The sequence below is a fragment of the Bacillus sp. 5RYD7K genome, assembly GCF_059831465.1.
Genome location: NZ_CP191200.1, coordinates 2762717 through 2777287, shown reverse-complemented (window position 1 = coordinate 2777287; position 14571 = coordinate 2762717). Strand labels below are relative to the sequence as shown.

Here is a 14571-nt window from a genome sequence, read left to right as displayed (position 1 = left end):
TTAAATCCCATCCTTTACATCTTCATATTGTGTACCAAACAAACGTACTCCAATTGAATACTTTTTATCTGGGTCTTCCACTTCATCTAATAGTTCTAAAGTTAAAACAAACTTATCTTCCTTAGAAAATAATGCTTCTCCTAAATCTCTTATAGCTTCTTTTGTTTGTTCGGATTCATCATTGAGTCTTAGGTAAAACTCTTTTCTCAAATCCATTATTTTATCCGCTACATCACTTAATTTTCTACTCATTTATTCACTCCTCAGAAAACGGAAATGTATTTATAAATTGCCTCAGTATCTCCATCTTTTCACGCTTTGTTACATCTATCATTAATGGCTCCATTCTTGCTTCTACATTGCTTGTCTCAGCCCACTGATTGAACTCTTCAACTCCAATGTTAATTCTCTCTACATGCAATTGTCTCTGTTTAATATTTAGTTCAATTTTCTTTTTACTCGTCTCAATATCGCCTTCAATTTGTTTTAACAATAAATCCATTTCCTCACGCCAAGACTTGAATTGTTCAATGTACATTTCTTCTTCTGTCATTTGCTCACTCCCCTTTATAAGCTCTATAGGCTTCTCTAAGATCCCAAATGTCTTTACATGAAACATCAGTCCAATAATCTTCTCTACCTGCTTTACTACCACACCGAGAGTTCTTTTCCAAAAAGGCTTCAATCATTAACTCTAAATTTTTCTTTAATACGTCCTCTTGCTTTTTATCATCCATTCAATCTCCTCCTAAAATAAAAAAGAAGATACCAAATGGCATCTTCCTAGTTTGCTAATTTATTTTTGTAAAGTGATTTCATTATCACTAATACGTCGTATTAAGTAAGGGCCATTAAAAGCACCTGATGCCCCATTTGTGTCTTCAAACTTAATACTAGTGATAATTACCTTTTGTTCAAACAAAGAGTCAAATGTTTGTTCTATATTGCCTGAATCAGCTTCAATAATTAATTCATCATCGTACCTCTCATAATAACCTTCACCATTAATTACATTCCCATTATTAATAACCATCTTACTGAAACTTTTCATAATTATCCCCCTATTACTGTTATTACTTAAATTGTAACAGGATGGACTTTTAAAGGGAATAGATTGGGATCGAACACCAATTAGGCTAATTAACCACTACTGTTATGTATGTTGTTTTCTGTCCTTGTTTAGATATTTATAGTCGCTCGCGAATCGACTTTATTTAATACGTTGCTTTTCTCGTTCATTCTTCTCACCATCACGCACTCCTCGCCAATAACCTATAGAAGAGATTAATGAAAAAATAGCGCAGAGTATCCCTAGCCTTACTCCTTCTAATAAGAAACCACCGATAAAACACAAGACTGCCATAGTAAGACAAGCAAGAGATTCAGCAATTAATCTATTCACAGTCTACTCAACCTCCACCTTGTGAGTTTTGTTATTGATGATTGATTGAACCGTCTGAAACGCACATCCATAAACACTAGCCATTTGCTTGCAGAAAGCTAATTTCGCATCTTCCCAATATGTAAATGCTTTTCGAATTTCTTGTACTTCATCTTCAGTAAGTAATTTTCTCTGGCTCATCTTCTCTCTAACACGCTTATCATATTGCAACGCCCGTGTAGTGAATTTAAGGTTAGCAAATGAATTGTTCGCTTTATTCATATCAATATGGTCAATTTCAAGATTCTTTTCTCGCCAAAAGTCTTTAGTGACTTCACATGCAGCCATCATTACAATTTCGTGCATGTAATAAGGTTTTCTTTTCCCATCATCGGATTTAAGTCCTGTCATTACATATCCAATATCGTTTGGTTGTGGGTTTAACCATTTATTCGTTACGGTGCTATACACTTTCCCTTCTTCGATATCACAGAAATATTTCGTGTGTCCTGGTACAACCTTTAAATTTCTTAAATCAACCTTCTCTGAAACTTTAATCAAATTTGTTTTCCTCCAATAATTTTAATTTTGTGTGCAAGCAGAAAAAAGCCCTTCAACCTGTAAAGGCGGGCTTAATCTCTCGCATCATCTCAACTAAAATTCAATTGGAGAGGTGTCATCACGACATGCTCATAGTTCCAATTTCCATTCACCCATTAAAAATTAATGAGTCAATGCAGATTAGAATTGTTGATTTGATCATCTTAAGTTATAATCAAAATTAAAAATGGCGTAAGTATGCTTAAATTTAGAATAAACGAGTGGGATTAAGACTGTTTAAAGGTTTCCCTTCCCACTGAAACGTTCCTTTCCTCCAATGCTCATGTGCACCTGAACACCTTTGGCGGTCTGCAACTACCCAATTGAAAAGCTTAAGGGAGATAGCGTACCGATCTATTGACCAATACGCTGGAGAATAAAAGGAGAAATGTATTTGATCTGGAGGTCATAATAACCCTTCATGTGTAAATTAAGCTTTCGACCTCCCTTAAGCTTTCCCTTATGGCATTTATCTCTGAAACACGGTTGAGCCCAGTCACAGCAAGGCTTCAAGCCACCTTTTTCACTAAACTTTTTCCGGTAAAACTGCTGTATCGCTTACCAGGCAAGGGATTGACGGGTTTCTAAAGGTGGTAGCAGACTTTGTTCCCTTATGGCGATTATCCAAAAAAGTACTAGAACATCAGTAATGACAAGGCTTCAAGCAACCTTTTCATAACTACAAAATTCGGTAAATCTTCTCTATCCCTTGGGAGAGTAAGGCTCACAGCACTTTCTATTTCGCTACCAGTTATTTTCTCTTGCTATTCCCTTATGACGATTAACTATAAAGAGGCTTTCAGTCCAGTCATATCAAGGGTTCAAGGCGCTTTATTTGTCAAACTTTTTCCGATGAAAACGCCGAATCCATTGATACGATTGGGTTCAAGGAACTTTTATTACCGTTACATTCATTTCTCTCCCTTATGGCGATTATCTCCCGAACCCCCTTCAGACCTTACGGGGCAAGGGCTCAGGGCACTTTTTCCAGCAATATTTTTTCAGCAAAATCGCTGTACCCATTGGTGGAGTAAGGACGAAGGCAGTTTCTATTTATCTCCTTTCGGTTTTTCAATTCCCATTAAATCCATTTATTGTATATTTTGTCTTGATATTCTTCTTCATTCCCTTATGGCGATTATCTTGAAATCACCCACGAGCCTATATGTGACAATGGCTCACGGCTCTTTTGCAGCTCATCTTTTTCCGGTAAATCGGTTACACCTGTTGGGAGAGTAAGGTTCATGACACTTTCTAAATGCTAACAGAATCTATTTCCCTTATGGCGATTACGTATTTTTATACCTCCAAGGGGTATTAACCCCTTATGAGAGTAAGAATAAATAGTCTCTTATTCCATCACAGAAGTAACTATAGACTCAAAAACTCAGCAATGTCATAGTCTCAAGGCACTTTCTATTTTATCGCTTTTTTACATACCCCCACCCTATACTTGTATATTTTCACTCTACTTAATCATTTTTCTCTCCTTTAAGGCGATTATCTTTTTTAAAGGATTAATGCTCCAAACGCTTGTGGCACAAGAGGAACAAGAGCATTGGAATAAATAAGAGTACAAACTCAAGCGGAATTTCTCTTCTTCATCCCCTTAAGGCGATTATCTCATAAATAGCCATGAAGTCAGATGTACCAAGGGCTAGAGATACTTTTTTGTTGAAACTTTTTCGGTTAAAATCGCTGTACACCGCACCACGTAAGGCGTGAGAGCTGTTTCTATTCTAGGACATTCTCGTTATCCACTCTGATAAATGGCGTGCTGTTTTCCTCTGTACCATAACTAGAAAATTTATAAATGTCCTTCAAACCCTTATGTATCAAGGACTTCAGCGTTTTTCTATTTTATTAACATTTTTAGAGCGAGTCTTTCTCATTGATTCTCTAGCCAAGATTCCCTCTACCATAACTAAAAAATTATTGAATGTGTCTCAAACCCTTACCAGTCAACAATTTCAGCGTTTTTCTATTTTTCTTCCTTTGTCCCCTTATGGTGATTATCTCTGAAACCCTTGTGAAGTCACGTGCACCAATGGTTCAAGCCACCTTTTCACAATTATAAAATTCGGCAGAAACGCTACATTCCTTGATATACGTGGCTTCAGACCACTTTCTATTTTCCTAAAATGTAAAACCATATCATTTGGGGATATACACAATAAGAGTATATATTTATTATTTTATTTATTATTAAATATATATATATTAATAGTGTAATACTTATTAAGTGTATCCCCATTTCGTATGGTTTTACATTATTCATTTAGTTTGACTCTTCAGATACTCCCCTTTAGTCATCCTTTTAGCCTTCTCATAAGTAATCATTTTCGTTGTAAATAAGCTGTGATGGTTGACTTTGTATCCATTTGCCTTACGCTCACTCTTTGGAACTGCAACAGACACGACAGGCATATTTAATACTGTCTCAATCATGTTGAATGACTTTAACACGTCAAGCAGCCTTTCAAGTGATGTTTGGGGAATCTTAATCTCTTTGCTCAGATTCGCCACTGAGACGTCATACCGTCCCTTCTGAGAGCCGTAAATGTCATTCATATGTCGTAGGTATCCGTAGAGGTAAAACCCCTTATATCCAATTTTGGAGTTACTGACACAGAACAGGAAAACTTCAAATGGAATTAGGTGAAAATCATGCGCATCAAAAAACGTTCCGTCCTCATGATTATCTTCATAGCTTTCTCTGCTGCGATAAAACCCCTTAACTGGAAATTTAACTTTAAAATTTCGTTGGTTTTTAAAGTATTCTTCTAACTCCATTCCTTTAAATTCACTAATCATATGAAAGATCGGTTCTGCTACCGGCTTATCCGTTGAAAGCTCTACAGCGTAGGGATAATCAGAGACAGTTTCTAAGTACCCTATCGCTTCCATTACGCCGTTTTTCTTAATAAGATAGTCATAAGCTTGGGTCTTCTTTCCAACCCCTAGAATACCCCTTAAAACATCTTGTGTGAGGGCTTCTTTACTTTCTTGATATTTCGCTTGTCGATACAGCCAGCTGGTAAGGTAGTAGTAGCTGTAACAAAAAGCAATGTGATTAGCATTTTTGATTGATGGTTCAGACTGCAAATCCTTAAATATTTCATTTGGTAAGATGTGATTACTCTGCCTTTCACTATATAGCAATAGCGTTTTGATTTCTTCAGATGTCAAATGACATTACTCCTCTGCTTAAAATGATTGCTTAAAATTAATGGCAACTACTTATTCAAATTATCTAATAGGTTTGTAACTTTGTCACTTCTATAATAGAGCCAAAAAATACGGTCATTAGATGATTTACCGGAACAAATGTAGCTGATCCCTTTCTTTTGAAAGTGTTTGTGTATATTGAAATCATAGCAAAAATAAAAGTCTTTTCTTGTTAACTCTTGGGTCATTTTCATTCGATCAATCTCCCTTTAATTTTTATCCTTAAATATGTATTAAAAAGGAGTGAACGAATTGCTCACCCCTTCAAATGGATATGTAATGCTTACGCACCACGTCCAAAACCTGCTACATGGAATGTTTCTTCCCCTGATGCGCTGTGAATTGTAGTTTGTTGACCCGCAACGAAACCAACAGCCAATGAAGCTACGATTGTAAGACCGATAAATACTTTTTTCATATTATGTTCACCTCCTTTCAAGTAATATCGCGCGACGTCGCGCGTTTTAGAGTGCAAGTAAATCCAAAATCTGCTCGTCCTCACCCATTTCTCTTAATTTATCCAAAGGCAAGCGTACGCTGTATAGATCACCAGACAGCTTAAAGTGTTTTATAGACTCATAAAAGAATCTCTTATCTTCATAAGCTAGTCCCTTTAGATAAAAGTGAATGCCAAAGTCATTATGAATATTCGGTTGCTTCTCTAACTTCTCCAATATTTCTTTAGCCTGTTGCAAGTTGTTTTTCTTGATGTGATAGTGTGCAATTTCTTGGATATCTGTAACTTCATTTGAATCAGGGTTTAACCAAAAGTTCTCTTGATTCCAATGGTTTTCCAAGAAACAAAGGCTTCTAGTTAGCTGTAATTTCGCCAAGGGGTTATTCTCAGTATGTTTTAAACCGGCCAGGTAATATTCCTTTGCTTTTTCATAATCATCAAGCAAATAAGTATTTCCCAAAGTTAGATAGCTATAAGCGACAAGCCTATCAATATTCGTTACATTAATGCCGTATGAGCAATAAAAACGAGCTTGAGTCATTTTATTCTGACTGAATGCTGAAGCGCCCAACAAAGCCATCAGACGGTAATAAAACGAACTTTTAATCTGTTCATTGTTTTCAATAAAATCAAGATCTACAATCATTGACATTTCCGCAAGGTTTGAGTATTCAGCCATTCTAAGGTAGTAATACAACGGAATTATGTAAGTGAATACACGCATTTCTTGAGACTTGGGATCAAGCTTCCCAATCGCTTTAAGCGCCTGATGTGCGTTTATTTCGCCTCTGTCTTGCTTACGTTTGATCTGATACACTGCTGCCCATTCACGTTCAATCGAACAGGTACTATTGATTAATTGATTAATTAATGTGTCAGTCAGTTCATACTGTTCATTAATATCTGACATTTCAAGACGTACCTTTGCATCTACTTTTGGTTTATTAGCTTCTCTCTCTTTAACTGTCAATGAAATAGCCCCCTAATTAAATCGCTCTGATAGAACATACGATCCCATTATAAATTAATTGGCAGGAATATGGTATAGGTTTTTATCGGATTATCTGGGATTGATTCAAGTATAACTTATTCAATTTTATTAATCAATATCTTTTATCTTATAATTTATAATTTATTCACTTTATTTTAATAACTTATTATTTGTGTTATCATAAAGGCAAAATTAGTCTAACCGGAGGAACAGAATAATGAGTGAACAAGTGATTCAAAAAATCGCTAAATTAATAAAAACTCATAGAAAAATGGTTAAGCAATTCTCTACTACAGAACTCGCTAACATGGTTGGGGTGAGTCAGGCTACAATTTCAAATATAGAGAATGGAAAGTTTGGCAAAAGAGCAAATAGTATAGCTACTGTTAAAATAATATTTGAAGTATTAGACATTCCCGATACTGATCCAGAAATCAGATCATTTCTGAATATTAAAGATGATGAACTTTCCAAAGGCGCAGTTAGAGGATCTGGATGGACAGTTCCAATTACCAGAACAACTAAAGTTAGGTTTGATGTAGCTGCAGAAGTAAATGCGAAGCAACTTCAATACCAACACCTAACAGATGAAGAACAGTCAGAAATAAATGAGATATTTAATTTTGAAAGTGAAGTTTTAATAAGAAGTGTCATGGACTATATTCAGGAGAACTTTGATGAGATTCAAAAAAGAGCTGTTTCAAATGTTAAAGAGAAGGTTCAGAAACTTAGCAATAAGATAAATGAAGACATCAGTAATAACATTTAATGCCTATATGATCTCTTCGCATGCATTTTTTTACACAAAAAGACCCGGATTTTAATTCCAGGTCACACTTACACCTTGCATTCACTTGATTTTCAGTACGTTTTGATTGCTATAACAATGTTTTTAACAGCTCATAAAAGTGCATTGGGGTCACACTCAGGTCACACTTCGGGTCACAGTTTGCTCTAATTCCCTCTTTCATTTGTCGCACTGTTTTATGCAAGATCATAGAATTTGAACAAAACCTTACACCAAGTAGTCATGATGATTAGCAAAACAAAGCCAGATATAACATATATTAAAATATCTCTTGCATTTCTACAGCCGCCATGCTATATTCATATAGCGATGAGCTGAATTGTGTAAGCCGATGCACATGCCCTTGCGGCGCACACGAATGTGGCGTGTGGTGTATCGCCTCAATACGCAAAAGACGTTTGCTTCTGCAAACGTCTTTTTTTATTATCCGATTTTCGTTCCGTTCGGTACGGTCTGCTCAGGCGTAAGCAGGACGACGTCTCCTTTTTCCGGGATGCCGCCGAGAACGAGCACCTCTGACTTGAATCCGGCGATCCGCCGCGGCGGAAAGTTGACAATAGCGGTAACCTGCCTGCCTGTCAAATCACCTGGCTCATACCGTTTTGTAATTTGGGCGCTTGATTGCTTTATGCCGATTTCTCCGCCGAAATCTATCGTCATCTTAATGGCCGGGACCTTTGCTTCCGGAAACTCTTCTGCTTTTACGACCGTTCCTATTCTGAGATCAAGCTTCATAAAATCTTCGATGACTGCCATATCAAAAACTCCTTTTTTACAATCATGATACCAAAAAAAGACACAGTTTATTTAACCGACCTTTGGGCTTATTTATCTGTTTGAAAGGTGTTTCGATAGGCGCGCGGTGTTATTCCCTTATGTCTGACAAACCATCTGGTAAAGGAAGACAAATTTTGAAAGCCGATCTCCTGACTGATGTCTGTCAGCCGGCATTTTGTCTCAATAAGCAATTGTTCCGCTTTCTTCAGACGGAGCTCGGAAATATAAGCTTGCGGGCTTTTCCCCGTCTGCCTTTTAAACCAGTCTGAATAATAAGCCGGGTGGTAATGTTCGATTGCGGCAAGCTCTTTAATAGTAAAAGTCTTTGAGAGATTTCGGCGGATATATGTGATTGAATCATTTGTACGGCTTTCTTGTATCTTTTCAGCAATATATTCTGCGAGCAGACTCAATGAATGAGACGACTGCCGCTTTGCCTCTTCTGTCAGCAGAAACCGAATCGAAGTCCAAAAGGAATCAATCTTATTGATCACAACGGGGTCAAATGGGCCTTTTAAAAAGTATGCCGGCATGTCAAGAACGAGACATTCATTTCGCTCCAAAGAACGGAACCGGTGTTCATGTCCTGGCGGAATATACAGCATTTGATCCGGTTTTAATCTCACCTCACGTCTTTCTGTCTCCAAGTCCAGCTGTCCTTCGAGAGGAAAGAGCATTTGACAGTATGTGTGAACATGGGAATCAAAAATATGTGAATAAGTGCGCCGCTCACAAACGATGTTCTGTAATGAATCCATTTGCCCCTCCTTTTGGATGATCTGTTTCGTTTTTTAGTTTACATAATAATATTATTGTTTATCTAGTTGTAAACCTCTTAAAAAAGCAACAACGGCAAACTTCCGGCTTTCCTTAATTGATTCAGTCAATTCAAATGCACTCTGTTTCCGAAGCGCAGCAAAACCGTGAAGCAGGCTTCTCAGTCCTCTTGCGGCATGGATTGCGTTTTCGGGACGTGCATAACCGTTTGCTGTCAGCAGCCTGACAACAAGATTCACAAGCTGGCTGGACAGATTCTCCATTCGGCCGTCTTTTATTTTTTGAAATGTTGCTTCATATAATCCGGGATTGGCTTCAGCGAAATTGATATAGGCATCAGCAAGTGAAAGCATGGCCCTTTCATCTGTCAGTCCTTCTGAGGATGCCGCCATGTTTTCATATAACATGGTTAAACCGGAGACGGCCAGCTCTGTCTTAATTCCTTGAAGACCATTGACAAAATTATATAGGGAAGGCGGTTTTACGTTTAAGGACTTTGCAACGGCCGCAAGCGTCACTTCATTCAGCCCTTTTTCGTCAGCGATGCCTGCTGCGGCTCTCAATATCATGTCCAGGCTCATTCCGACTCTCGGTGACATTATAATCGGCCTCCCGGCAGGCTTCGTTCGGCTTCATCAGCAGCCTCAGCCATCATTTCAGCAGGATGATAGAGAACATTTCCATGACCGGCGGCCAGACAGCTTGGTTGATGAGCGATAAGCGTTCTTGCTGTTTTTACAGCAACTTCTTTATTCCAAGTGGCAAAGGCGGGAAACGGAAATCTCCATTTCAACTTTCCTGAAACCGCAAGGCCGCCCCGTACTTGAAAGGCATCTCCGACGATCAGCATATCATCTCTCATATCTTTAAAAGCAAGACTCCCCGGCGTATGACCGGGAGCGGGAATGACAAGCAAAGATCCGATCCGCTCGCCGCCTTTCAACAGGCGATCAGGTTCGGTCTGAATATTTTTCGGCACTCCTCCCTTTATCGGCGTTTGTGCTTCATGCTCAAATAATGAAGTGTCACCTTTCAGCAAGAAAGAATCACGTTCAGAAATACAGACATCAGCATCCGGAAATTCCGAAGATAATGAGTCAAGCGAACCGATATGATCTCCATGCGCGTGAGTGAGCAATATGGTATTCAGCGGTTTCCCAAGCTGCTGCAAAGCTTGTTTGATTCCTTTATGGCTGTTGGGAAGGCCGGCGTCAATCAGGGTTACTCCTTCTTCCTCCTCAACCAAATAACAATTCACCGGGAAAAGCGCAGGAAAAAAGGTCAGCTGCCAAACGTTTCCGTATTGTAAAATTCTCATCAATATCCCCCTAAAACTAATGTTATTAGTTTCATTATAACTAATACCGTTAGTTTATCAAGCATTTTCCGTTTAAATCTTGAAAAAGGCGCGGGCGCTTCTCTCATGCCAAAAAAAGAAACACGCATACTGTGATAAAAGATGCTTTCAGCCTGCGAATAATTCAGACTACTAAAACCAGCCGGATAAGCATACACTACTCAACGGAGGGGGAGTTCCGCATCATGCATATCACACTTCAAAGCATCTGCCCTGTCTTAATGATTGCCTTTTTTCTGTATAAAAAGGTGAAACGGTCCGTCGGCTTTCAGCCTTTGAAACCCCGCTGGCTTTATACAAGAATGATTTTATTTTCATTGCTGGCCGCCGCTCTGGCGTTTTTCAGCATCACACACCCGGCTTTATACGGGTATCTTATATCCGGCACTTTTTACGGCTGGCTTCTGGTTCTGTTTGCCAAACGAAACATTTCTTTTGAAGAGCGCCGCGGAAAAATGTATTTTCGTACTCATCTGTGGATTGAACTTATTCTATTAACGTTATTCCTATCGAGATTTGTTTATCGGGTTATTGAAATTTACCGGGTCACAGCGGATTTTACCCATCCGGAGGCATACAGCCAAACGGTCGGCGCCGATCCGCTGACCATCAGTGTCTTTTATTTCATCGCTGTTTATTACAGCGGCTTCTCTTTTTATGTTTTAAAAACGAGCAGAGACCAGACAAATAACAGTCAATATGGCTGACATCCCTGCCTAAAAAGCAGGGATGTTTTTTAATCGTGCTGCGTATGATGAATCATTTGCTGAAGCACATCTAACACATGTTCATCCTCAGGAGAATAATAGATGGATGTTCCTTCTCTGCGTGATTTGACGAGGCGCAGATTTTTAAGAAAACGCAGCTGATGAGAAACGGTAGACTGCAGTAAATTCAGCTTTTCTGCGATATCATTTACCGCGTGCTCACCCAGTGACAGCAAATGGAGAATTCTGATTCTGGTCGGATCAGACAGCGCCTTAAAAGTCTGAGCAACCAAAAATAATGTTTCCTCATCTAAATCGACAGCGGGGTCATTCGTGTTTCCGGATTCGTGAAATTCAGTCATATACCTCACCCTTCTTTTCTCAAGTAGCCCAATTATACCAAATGTCAATTGATGCAGATACATCCTGCGCCTGACAAAAGAACCGTTATTTTAAATTTATGTTTCAAATACGGGTTTCTGCTTGGTTTCGCGCATTCATCTGTGTCATAATGAAAAAGTCATAATGCTCCTGAAATTGAGGGTGAAACACAGTGGAGAAAAAGAAAAAAGGCTGTTTCGCTGCTGCGGGTCTTATGATGATATGTGTTTTTGTCATGGTGTCCTTCTTTCTCATCCTGTTATTTTCAAATAATGAATGGCTCAAAAGTCTTCCGTTTGATGTCAAACCGATCGTGCTTGAACGGCTGACGGATTACAAACCGCTTGTGGAGGACGAGCTGGATGAAAAAGGGCTCACTAGATATACATCGCTGGTACTCGGCATGATATATCAGGAGTCAAAAGGAAGAGGAAATGATCCCATGCAGTCTTCAGAATCTCTGGGTTTAAAGCGAAATCAAATCAAAAACCCTCAAACCAGTATCAAACAGGGAATCAAACAATTCACTCTCATGTACCAAACAGGCAAGAAAAAAGGCGTAGACTTGGATACGATTATACAAAGCTACAACATGGGAGCCGGCTATATTGATTTTGTGGCTGAACATGGAGGATCGCATACTGAGGAACTGGCAAAACAATACTCCGAGCAGCAGGTCAAAAAGAATCCGAAACTTTACACTTGCGGAGGGAACAAAGGCAATTTCCGTTATCCCTACTGCTATGGTGATTACACGTACGCAGAAAAAGTAAAAGCAAAAACAAAAACCGTTGAACAATCCTTAAATGTAACAACACTTGAAACGCTTGAAGAATAAAAGGCGCCCTGTATGAGGCGCCTTTTTTCAATAGAAAAAAACCGTGCGGAGCACGGCTTTTTTTAATAATACGGCGATATCATTAAGTATACAATGACACCCGTCAGACTGACATACAGCCAGAGCGGCATCGTCCATCTGGCGATTTTTTTGTGGCGCTCCACCTGCATGCTGAAACCTCTGATCAGCGTAAACAGCGCAAGCGGCACGATGATGGCGGAAAGGCAAATATGCGTAATCAAAATAAAGAAATAAATCCCCCGAATGATGCCGTGGCCGCCGAATAAAGTATTCTCAGCTATCGAGTGATACACGACATAGCAGATCAAAAACAGCAGAGTCGTCGTAAACGCCGCTAAAATAAAGCGTTTATGCGCTTGAATATTTTTTTGCTTAATCATAAAGAGCGCTGCCAGCAAAAAGATAAAAGTAAAGCTGTTAAAAATGGCATTTAACATCGGCAGAATATGAATATTGGCAATGCTGACCTGACCTGATTTCGGCATAAAAAACAGCACCGCAATTAATCCGTTGATCAGAACGGTCAATGTCAGCACGATACCGGTATAACTTTTAGGTTTGTTTTCTGTCTGATTCATCTTATGACCTCTCTCAATTTTACTGACTATCCAAATGGTATGAGAATTCAGCTTTGATGTCAACGGTTTCGCCCGCTTCGTCAGAAATTAGACAAACTTAAGCCCTAAAAAGACCGGGCGTTTGAGACCCGGCCTTTCGTCATATTAAGCTTCCTTCAACAGTTCTTCTATCACCTTATGTTCGTTTTCATTCAACAGATTTTTTGGAATGATCCGATCAATCGGTTTGTTCATATGCTGATCGAGAATATCGGCTGTTTCCTTATCCCCCGCGATTACGAGGCGCTCCCATTTATGTGATGCGGCCTTTTGATCAAGGTTTGAAGCCAATCGTTTATACAGCCTGTTTTGGTTTTCTTCGACGTGGGCTTTAGCAGCATCTTCGGCCATTGATGCGGAGCTCTCGCTTACATCCTGCGGTTTCCAGGATTCATTGATGACGTCGTATTGATAATGCTCTACACCTTCAATTTTTCCGAGTACGGTTTCGATAATCTTCACTTCATTTTGCTGGGTGAGAATAAAAGCCGTGCTCGGATATTGTTCACGGAGAAGTTCCAATTGGTCAAGGACGGCCGTTTCTTCCCAATAAAACCGTGTTTCGACAGGCACCTGCAGCTCAATCGTCTCCCAAATACCGCTTTCTCCCGATGCAAAAAATACGAGACTTCGCGGCATTTCTTTACCGAGCCCATCGATATATTGATAGACACGTTCCATGATACGGACGAGGGATTTTTCTTCTTTTGGATCACTGACAGATAGATACTCCCTTAATCTCCGAAAACCGGTTTTTAAAGCGATTTTCCACTCTCCCCCCTGCTGATCCGGATTTCTCATATCCGTATTTACATATAAGGAAAGCATTTTATCAGGAGATTCCGTCATTACGTACTTCAATTTGCCGATGAGTGAGTCAATTGCCATCATAGATTCCTCCTTTTTCCGCTGTTCCCTGTTCCTTTCCCTATCCCGGCCTCTTTAAAAACGTCAATCTGCATATATACGGCAGACTTTTCTAAAAAAGTTTTTGCAAAACCCATTTACAAACCAAGACATCATTTACTACAATGGATACTTGTGTTTTACTAAGACGTTTTTCGCTGTGAAAGGAGTATGATTTTGTTTACTGCAGAAGAAAGAGATCAGAAAGAGCTGGAAAAAGAGCTTCATAAACTTGAATTTCAGATTTTCAGAATGCGGGAGAATCTGATAGATGTATCAAAAGACGCGCGAGTGCTTGGTATTGATCAATCGAACAATGACGATTGGATCATTGTTTCCTCGATTGATGATGGCCAAACATGTAAGATTATGCTGACTGACTGTGAATCAGCCTACCGGGGAAGAGGATGTTTTTCACTGATTGCTTCCTATTATGAAAATGCCATTCATATCGGGGACATTAAAGGCCCGCCGAACCACGGCTACGGTTCGATCTGCATGAAATTTTTAAAACATATCGCCAGGGAGCAGAATATCCCGAAAGTAACGGGCGACATCGCTAAGCGTGATTGGGATCATGTCGACAGACTCGTTCATTTTTATGAAAAGCATCAATTTGATGTCTGGATTGACAAGGATACACAATCAGGCGGCATTAAATGGGTCGACCTGTAAAAAAGTGATAGAAAAACCCTCTTTTCTATGGTGTAATAGATAAAACCATA

20 protein-coding genes are annotated in these 14571 nt (G+C 39.2%); 4 read left to right on the top strand and 16 right to left on the bottom strand.

What is annotated here, in order from left to right; genetic code table 11:
* The 9 genes from ACQE26_RS14170 to ACQE26_RS14130 all read right to left on the bottom strand — a co-directional run bounded on the left by ACQE26_RS14170 (position 1) and on the right by ACQE26_RS14130 (position 6636).
* Positions 1-252 (bottom strand): hypothetical protein, encoded by a 252-nt coding sequence (locus ACQE26_RS14170; protein ID WP_060962585.1) that lies wholly within the window; start codon positions 250-252, stop codon positions 1-3.
* Positions 253-256: 4 nt separating this feature from the next.
* The gene (locus tag ACQE26_RS14165; protein WP_201025257.1) at positions 257-553 is read right to left on the bottom strand and encodes a hypothetical protein; all 297 of its coding nucleotides are present in this window, start codon (positions 551-553) and stop codon (positions 257-259) included.
* Positions 554-557: 4 nt separating this feature from the next.
* On the bottom strand, positions 558-737 hold the full coding sequence (locus tag ACQE26_RS14160; RefSeq protein WP_060962584.1) for a hypothetical protein: 180 nt from the start codon (positions 735-737) through the stop codon (positions 558-560).
* Between the two features lie 59 nt (positions 738-796).
* Positions 797-1051 carry a hypothetical protein gene (locus ACQE26_RS14155; RefSeq protein WP_060962583.1) on the bottom strand — a complete coding sequence of 85 codons (255 nt, stop codon included), beginning with the start codon at positions 1049-1051 and terminating at the stop codon, positions 797-799.
* 159 nt (positions 1052-1210) lie between these two features.
* Positions 1211-1402 (bottom strand): hypothetical protein, encoded by a 192-nt coding sequence (locus tag ACQE26_RS14150; protein ID WP_145912979.1) that lies wholly within the window; start codon positions 1400-1402, stop codon positions 1211-1213.
* A 3-nt stretch (positions 1403-1405) separates the two neighbouring features.
* Complete coding sequence (locus ACQE26_RS14145; RefSeq protein ID WP_060962582.1) at positions 1406-1942, bottom strand: hypothetical protein; 537 nt, start codon at positions 1940-1942, stop codon at positions 1406-1408.
* 2313 nt (positions 1943-4255) lie between these two features.
* Positions 4256-5170 carry a hypothetical protein gene (locus ACQE26_RS14140; RefSeq protein WP_060962581.1) on the bottom strand — a complete coding sequence of 305 codons (915 nt, stop codon included), beginning with the start codon at positions 5168-5170 and terminating at the stop codon, positions 4256-4258.
* Between the two features lie 322 nt (positions 5171-5492).
* Positions 5493-5627: a lysogeny pheromone AimP family peptide gene (locus tag ACQE26_RS14135; protein ID WP_021495004.1), complete on the bottom strand. Its 135-nt coding sequence runs from the start codon at positions 5625-5627 to the stop codon at positions 5493-5495.
* A 46-nt stretch (positions 5628-5673) separates the two neighbouring features.
* Positions 5674-6636: an AimR family lysis-lysogeny pheromone receptor gene (locus tag ACQE26_RS14130; protein ID WP_060962579.1), complete on the bottom strand. Its 963-nt coding sequence runs from the start codon at positions 6634-6636 to the stop codon at positions 5674-5676.
* 238 nt (positions 6637-6874) lie between these two features.
* Here ACQE26_RS14130 and ACQE26_RS14125 point away from each other — a divergent pair, with 238 nt between their 5' ends.
* Positions 6875-7426: a helix-turn-helix domain-containing protein gene (locus tag ACQE26_RS14125; RefSeq protein WP_060962578.1), complete on the top strand. Its 552-nt coding sequence runs from the start codon at positions 6875-6877 to the stop codon at positions 7424-7426.
* A 462-nt stretch (positions 7427-7888) separates the two neighbouring features.
* Here the strand turns inward: ACQE26_RS14125 and csaA are convergent, their stop codons facing one another.
* From csaA to ACQE26_RS14105, 4 genes are all read right to left on the bottom strand, one after another.
* Positions 7889-8221: a chaperone CsaA gene (gene csaA, locus ACQE26_RS14120; protein WP_099745015.1), complete on the bottom strand. Its 333-nt coding sequence runs from the start codon at positions 8219-8221 to the stop codon at positions 7889-7891.
* A gap of 68 nt (positions 8222-8289) precedes the next feature.
* Positions 8290-9000: an AraC family transcriptional regulator gene (locus ACQE26_RS14115; protein ID WP_500469842.1), complete on the bottom strand. Its 711-nt coding sequence runs from the start codon at positions 8998-9000 to the stop codon at positions 8290-8292.
* 51 nt (positions 9001-9051) lie between these two features.
* Positions 9052-9618, bottom strand: coding sequence for a TetR/AcrR family transcriptional regulator (locus ACQE26_RS14110; RefSeq protein ID WP_500469840.1), 567 nt, complete (start codon positions 9616-9618; stop codon positions 9052-9054).
* Entirely contained in the window at positions 9618-10337 is a 720-nt protein-coding gene (locus tag ACQE26_RS14105) for an MBL fold metallo-hydrolase (RefSeq protein WP_500469838.1), read from the bottom strand. The genes ACQE26_RS14110 and ACQE26_RS14105 overlap by 1 nt, the downstream gene beginning before the upstream one ends.
* Before the next feature lie 224 nt (positions 10338-10561).
* On the opposite strand from ACQE26_RS14105, the gene ACQE26_RS14100 reads away from it, so the two are divergent.
* Positions 10562-11083 carry a CcdC protein domain-containing protein gene (locus tag ACQE26_RS14100; protein WP_500469836.1) on the top strand — a complete coding sequence of 174 codons (522 nt, stop codon included), beginning with the start codon at positions 10562-10564 and terminating at the stop codon, positions 11081-11083.
* A gap of 29 nt (positions 11084-11112) precedes the next feature.
* Here the strand turns inward: ACQE26_RS14100 and czrA are convergent, their stop codons facing one another.
* A complete protein-coding gene (gene czrA, locus ACQE26_RS14095; protein ID WP_500469834.1) occupies positions 11113-11445 on the bottom strand; it encodes a Zn(II)-responsive metalloregulatory transcriptional repressor CzrA in 333 nt (110 codons plus the stop codon).
* A 191-nt stretch (positions 11446-11636) separates the two neighbouring features.
* On the opposite strand from czrA, the gene ACQE26_RS14090 reads away from it, so the two are divergent.
* Entirely contained in the window at positions 11637-12302 is a 666-nt protein-coding gene (locus ACQE26_RS14090; RefSeq protein WP_060962571.1) for a lysozyme family protein, read from the top strand.
* Between the two features lie 62 nt (positions 12303-12364).
* On the opposite strand, the gene ACQE26_RS14085 is transcribed toward ACQE26_RS14090, so the two are convergent.
* Together ACQE26_RS14085 and ACQE26_RS14080 are read right to left on the bottom strand one after the other, a co-directional pair.
* Positions 12365-12901 carry a DUF420 domain-containing protein gene (locus ACQE26_RS14085; protein ID WP_060962570.1) on the bottom strand — a complete coding sequence of 179 codons (537 nt, stop codon included), beginning with the start codon at positions 12899-12901 and terminating at the stop codon, positions 12365-12367.
* Positions 12902-13045: 144 nt separating this feature from the next.
* Positions 13046-13828 (bottom strand): VLRF1 family aeRF1-type release factor, encoded by a 783-nt coding sequence (locus tag ACQE26_RS14080; protein ID WP_500469831.1) that lies wholly within the window; start codon positions 13826-13828, stop codon positions 13046-13048.
* A gap of 189 nt (positions 13829-14017) precedes the next feature.
* Between ACQE26_RS14080 and ACQE26_RS14075 the strand changes: the two genes are divergently transcribed.
* Positions 14018-14521 carry a hypothetical protein gene (locus ACQE26_RS14075; protein ID WP_395941011.1) on the top strand — a complete coding sequence of 168 codons (504 nt, stop codon included), beginning with the start codon at positions 14018-14020 and terminating at the stop codon, positions 14519-14521.
* The last annotated feature ends 50 nt before the right edge of the window (positions 14522-14571 follow it).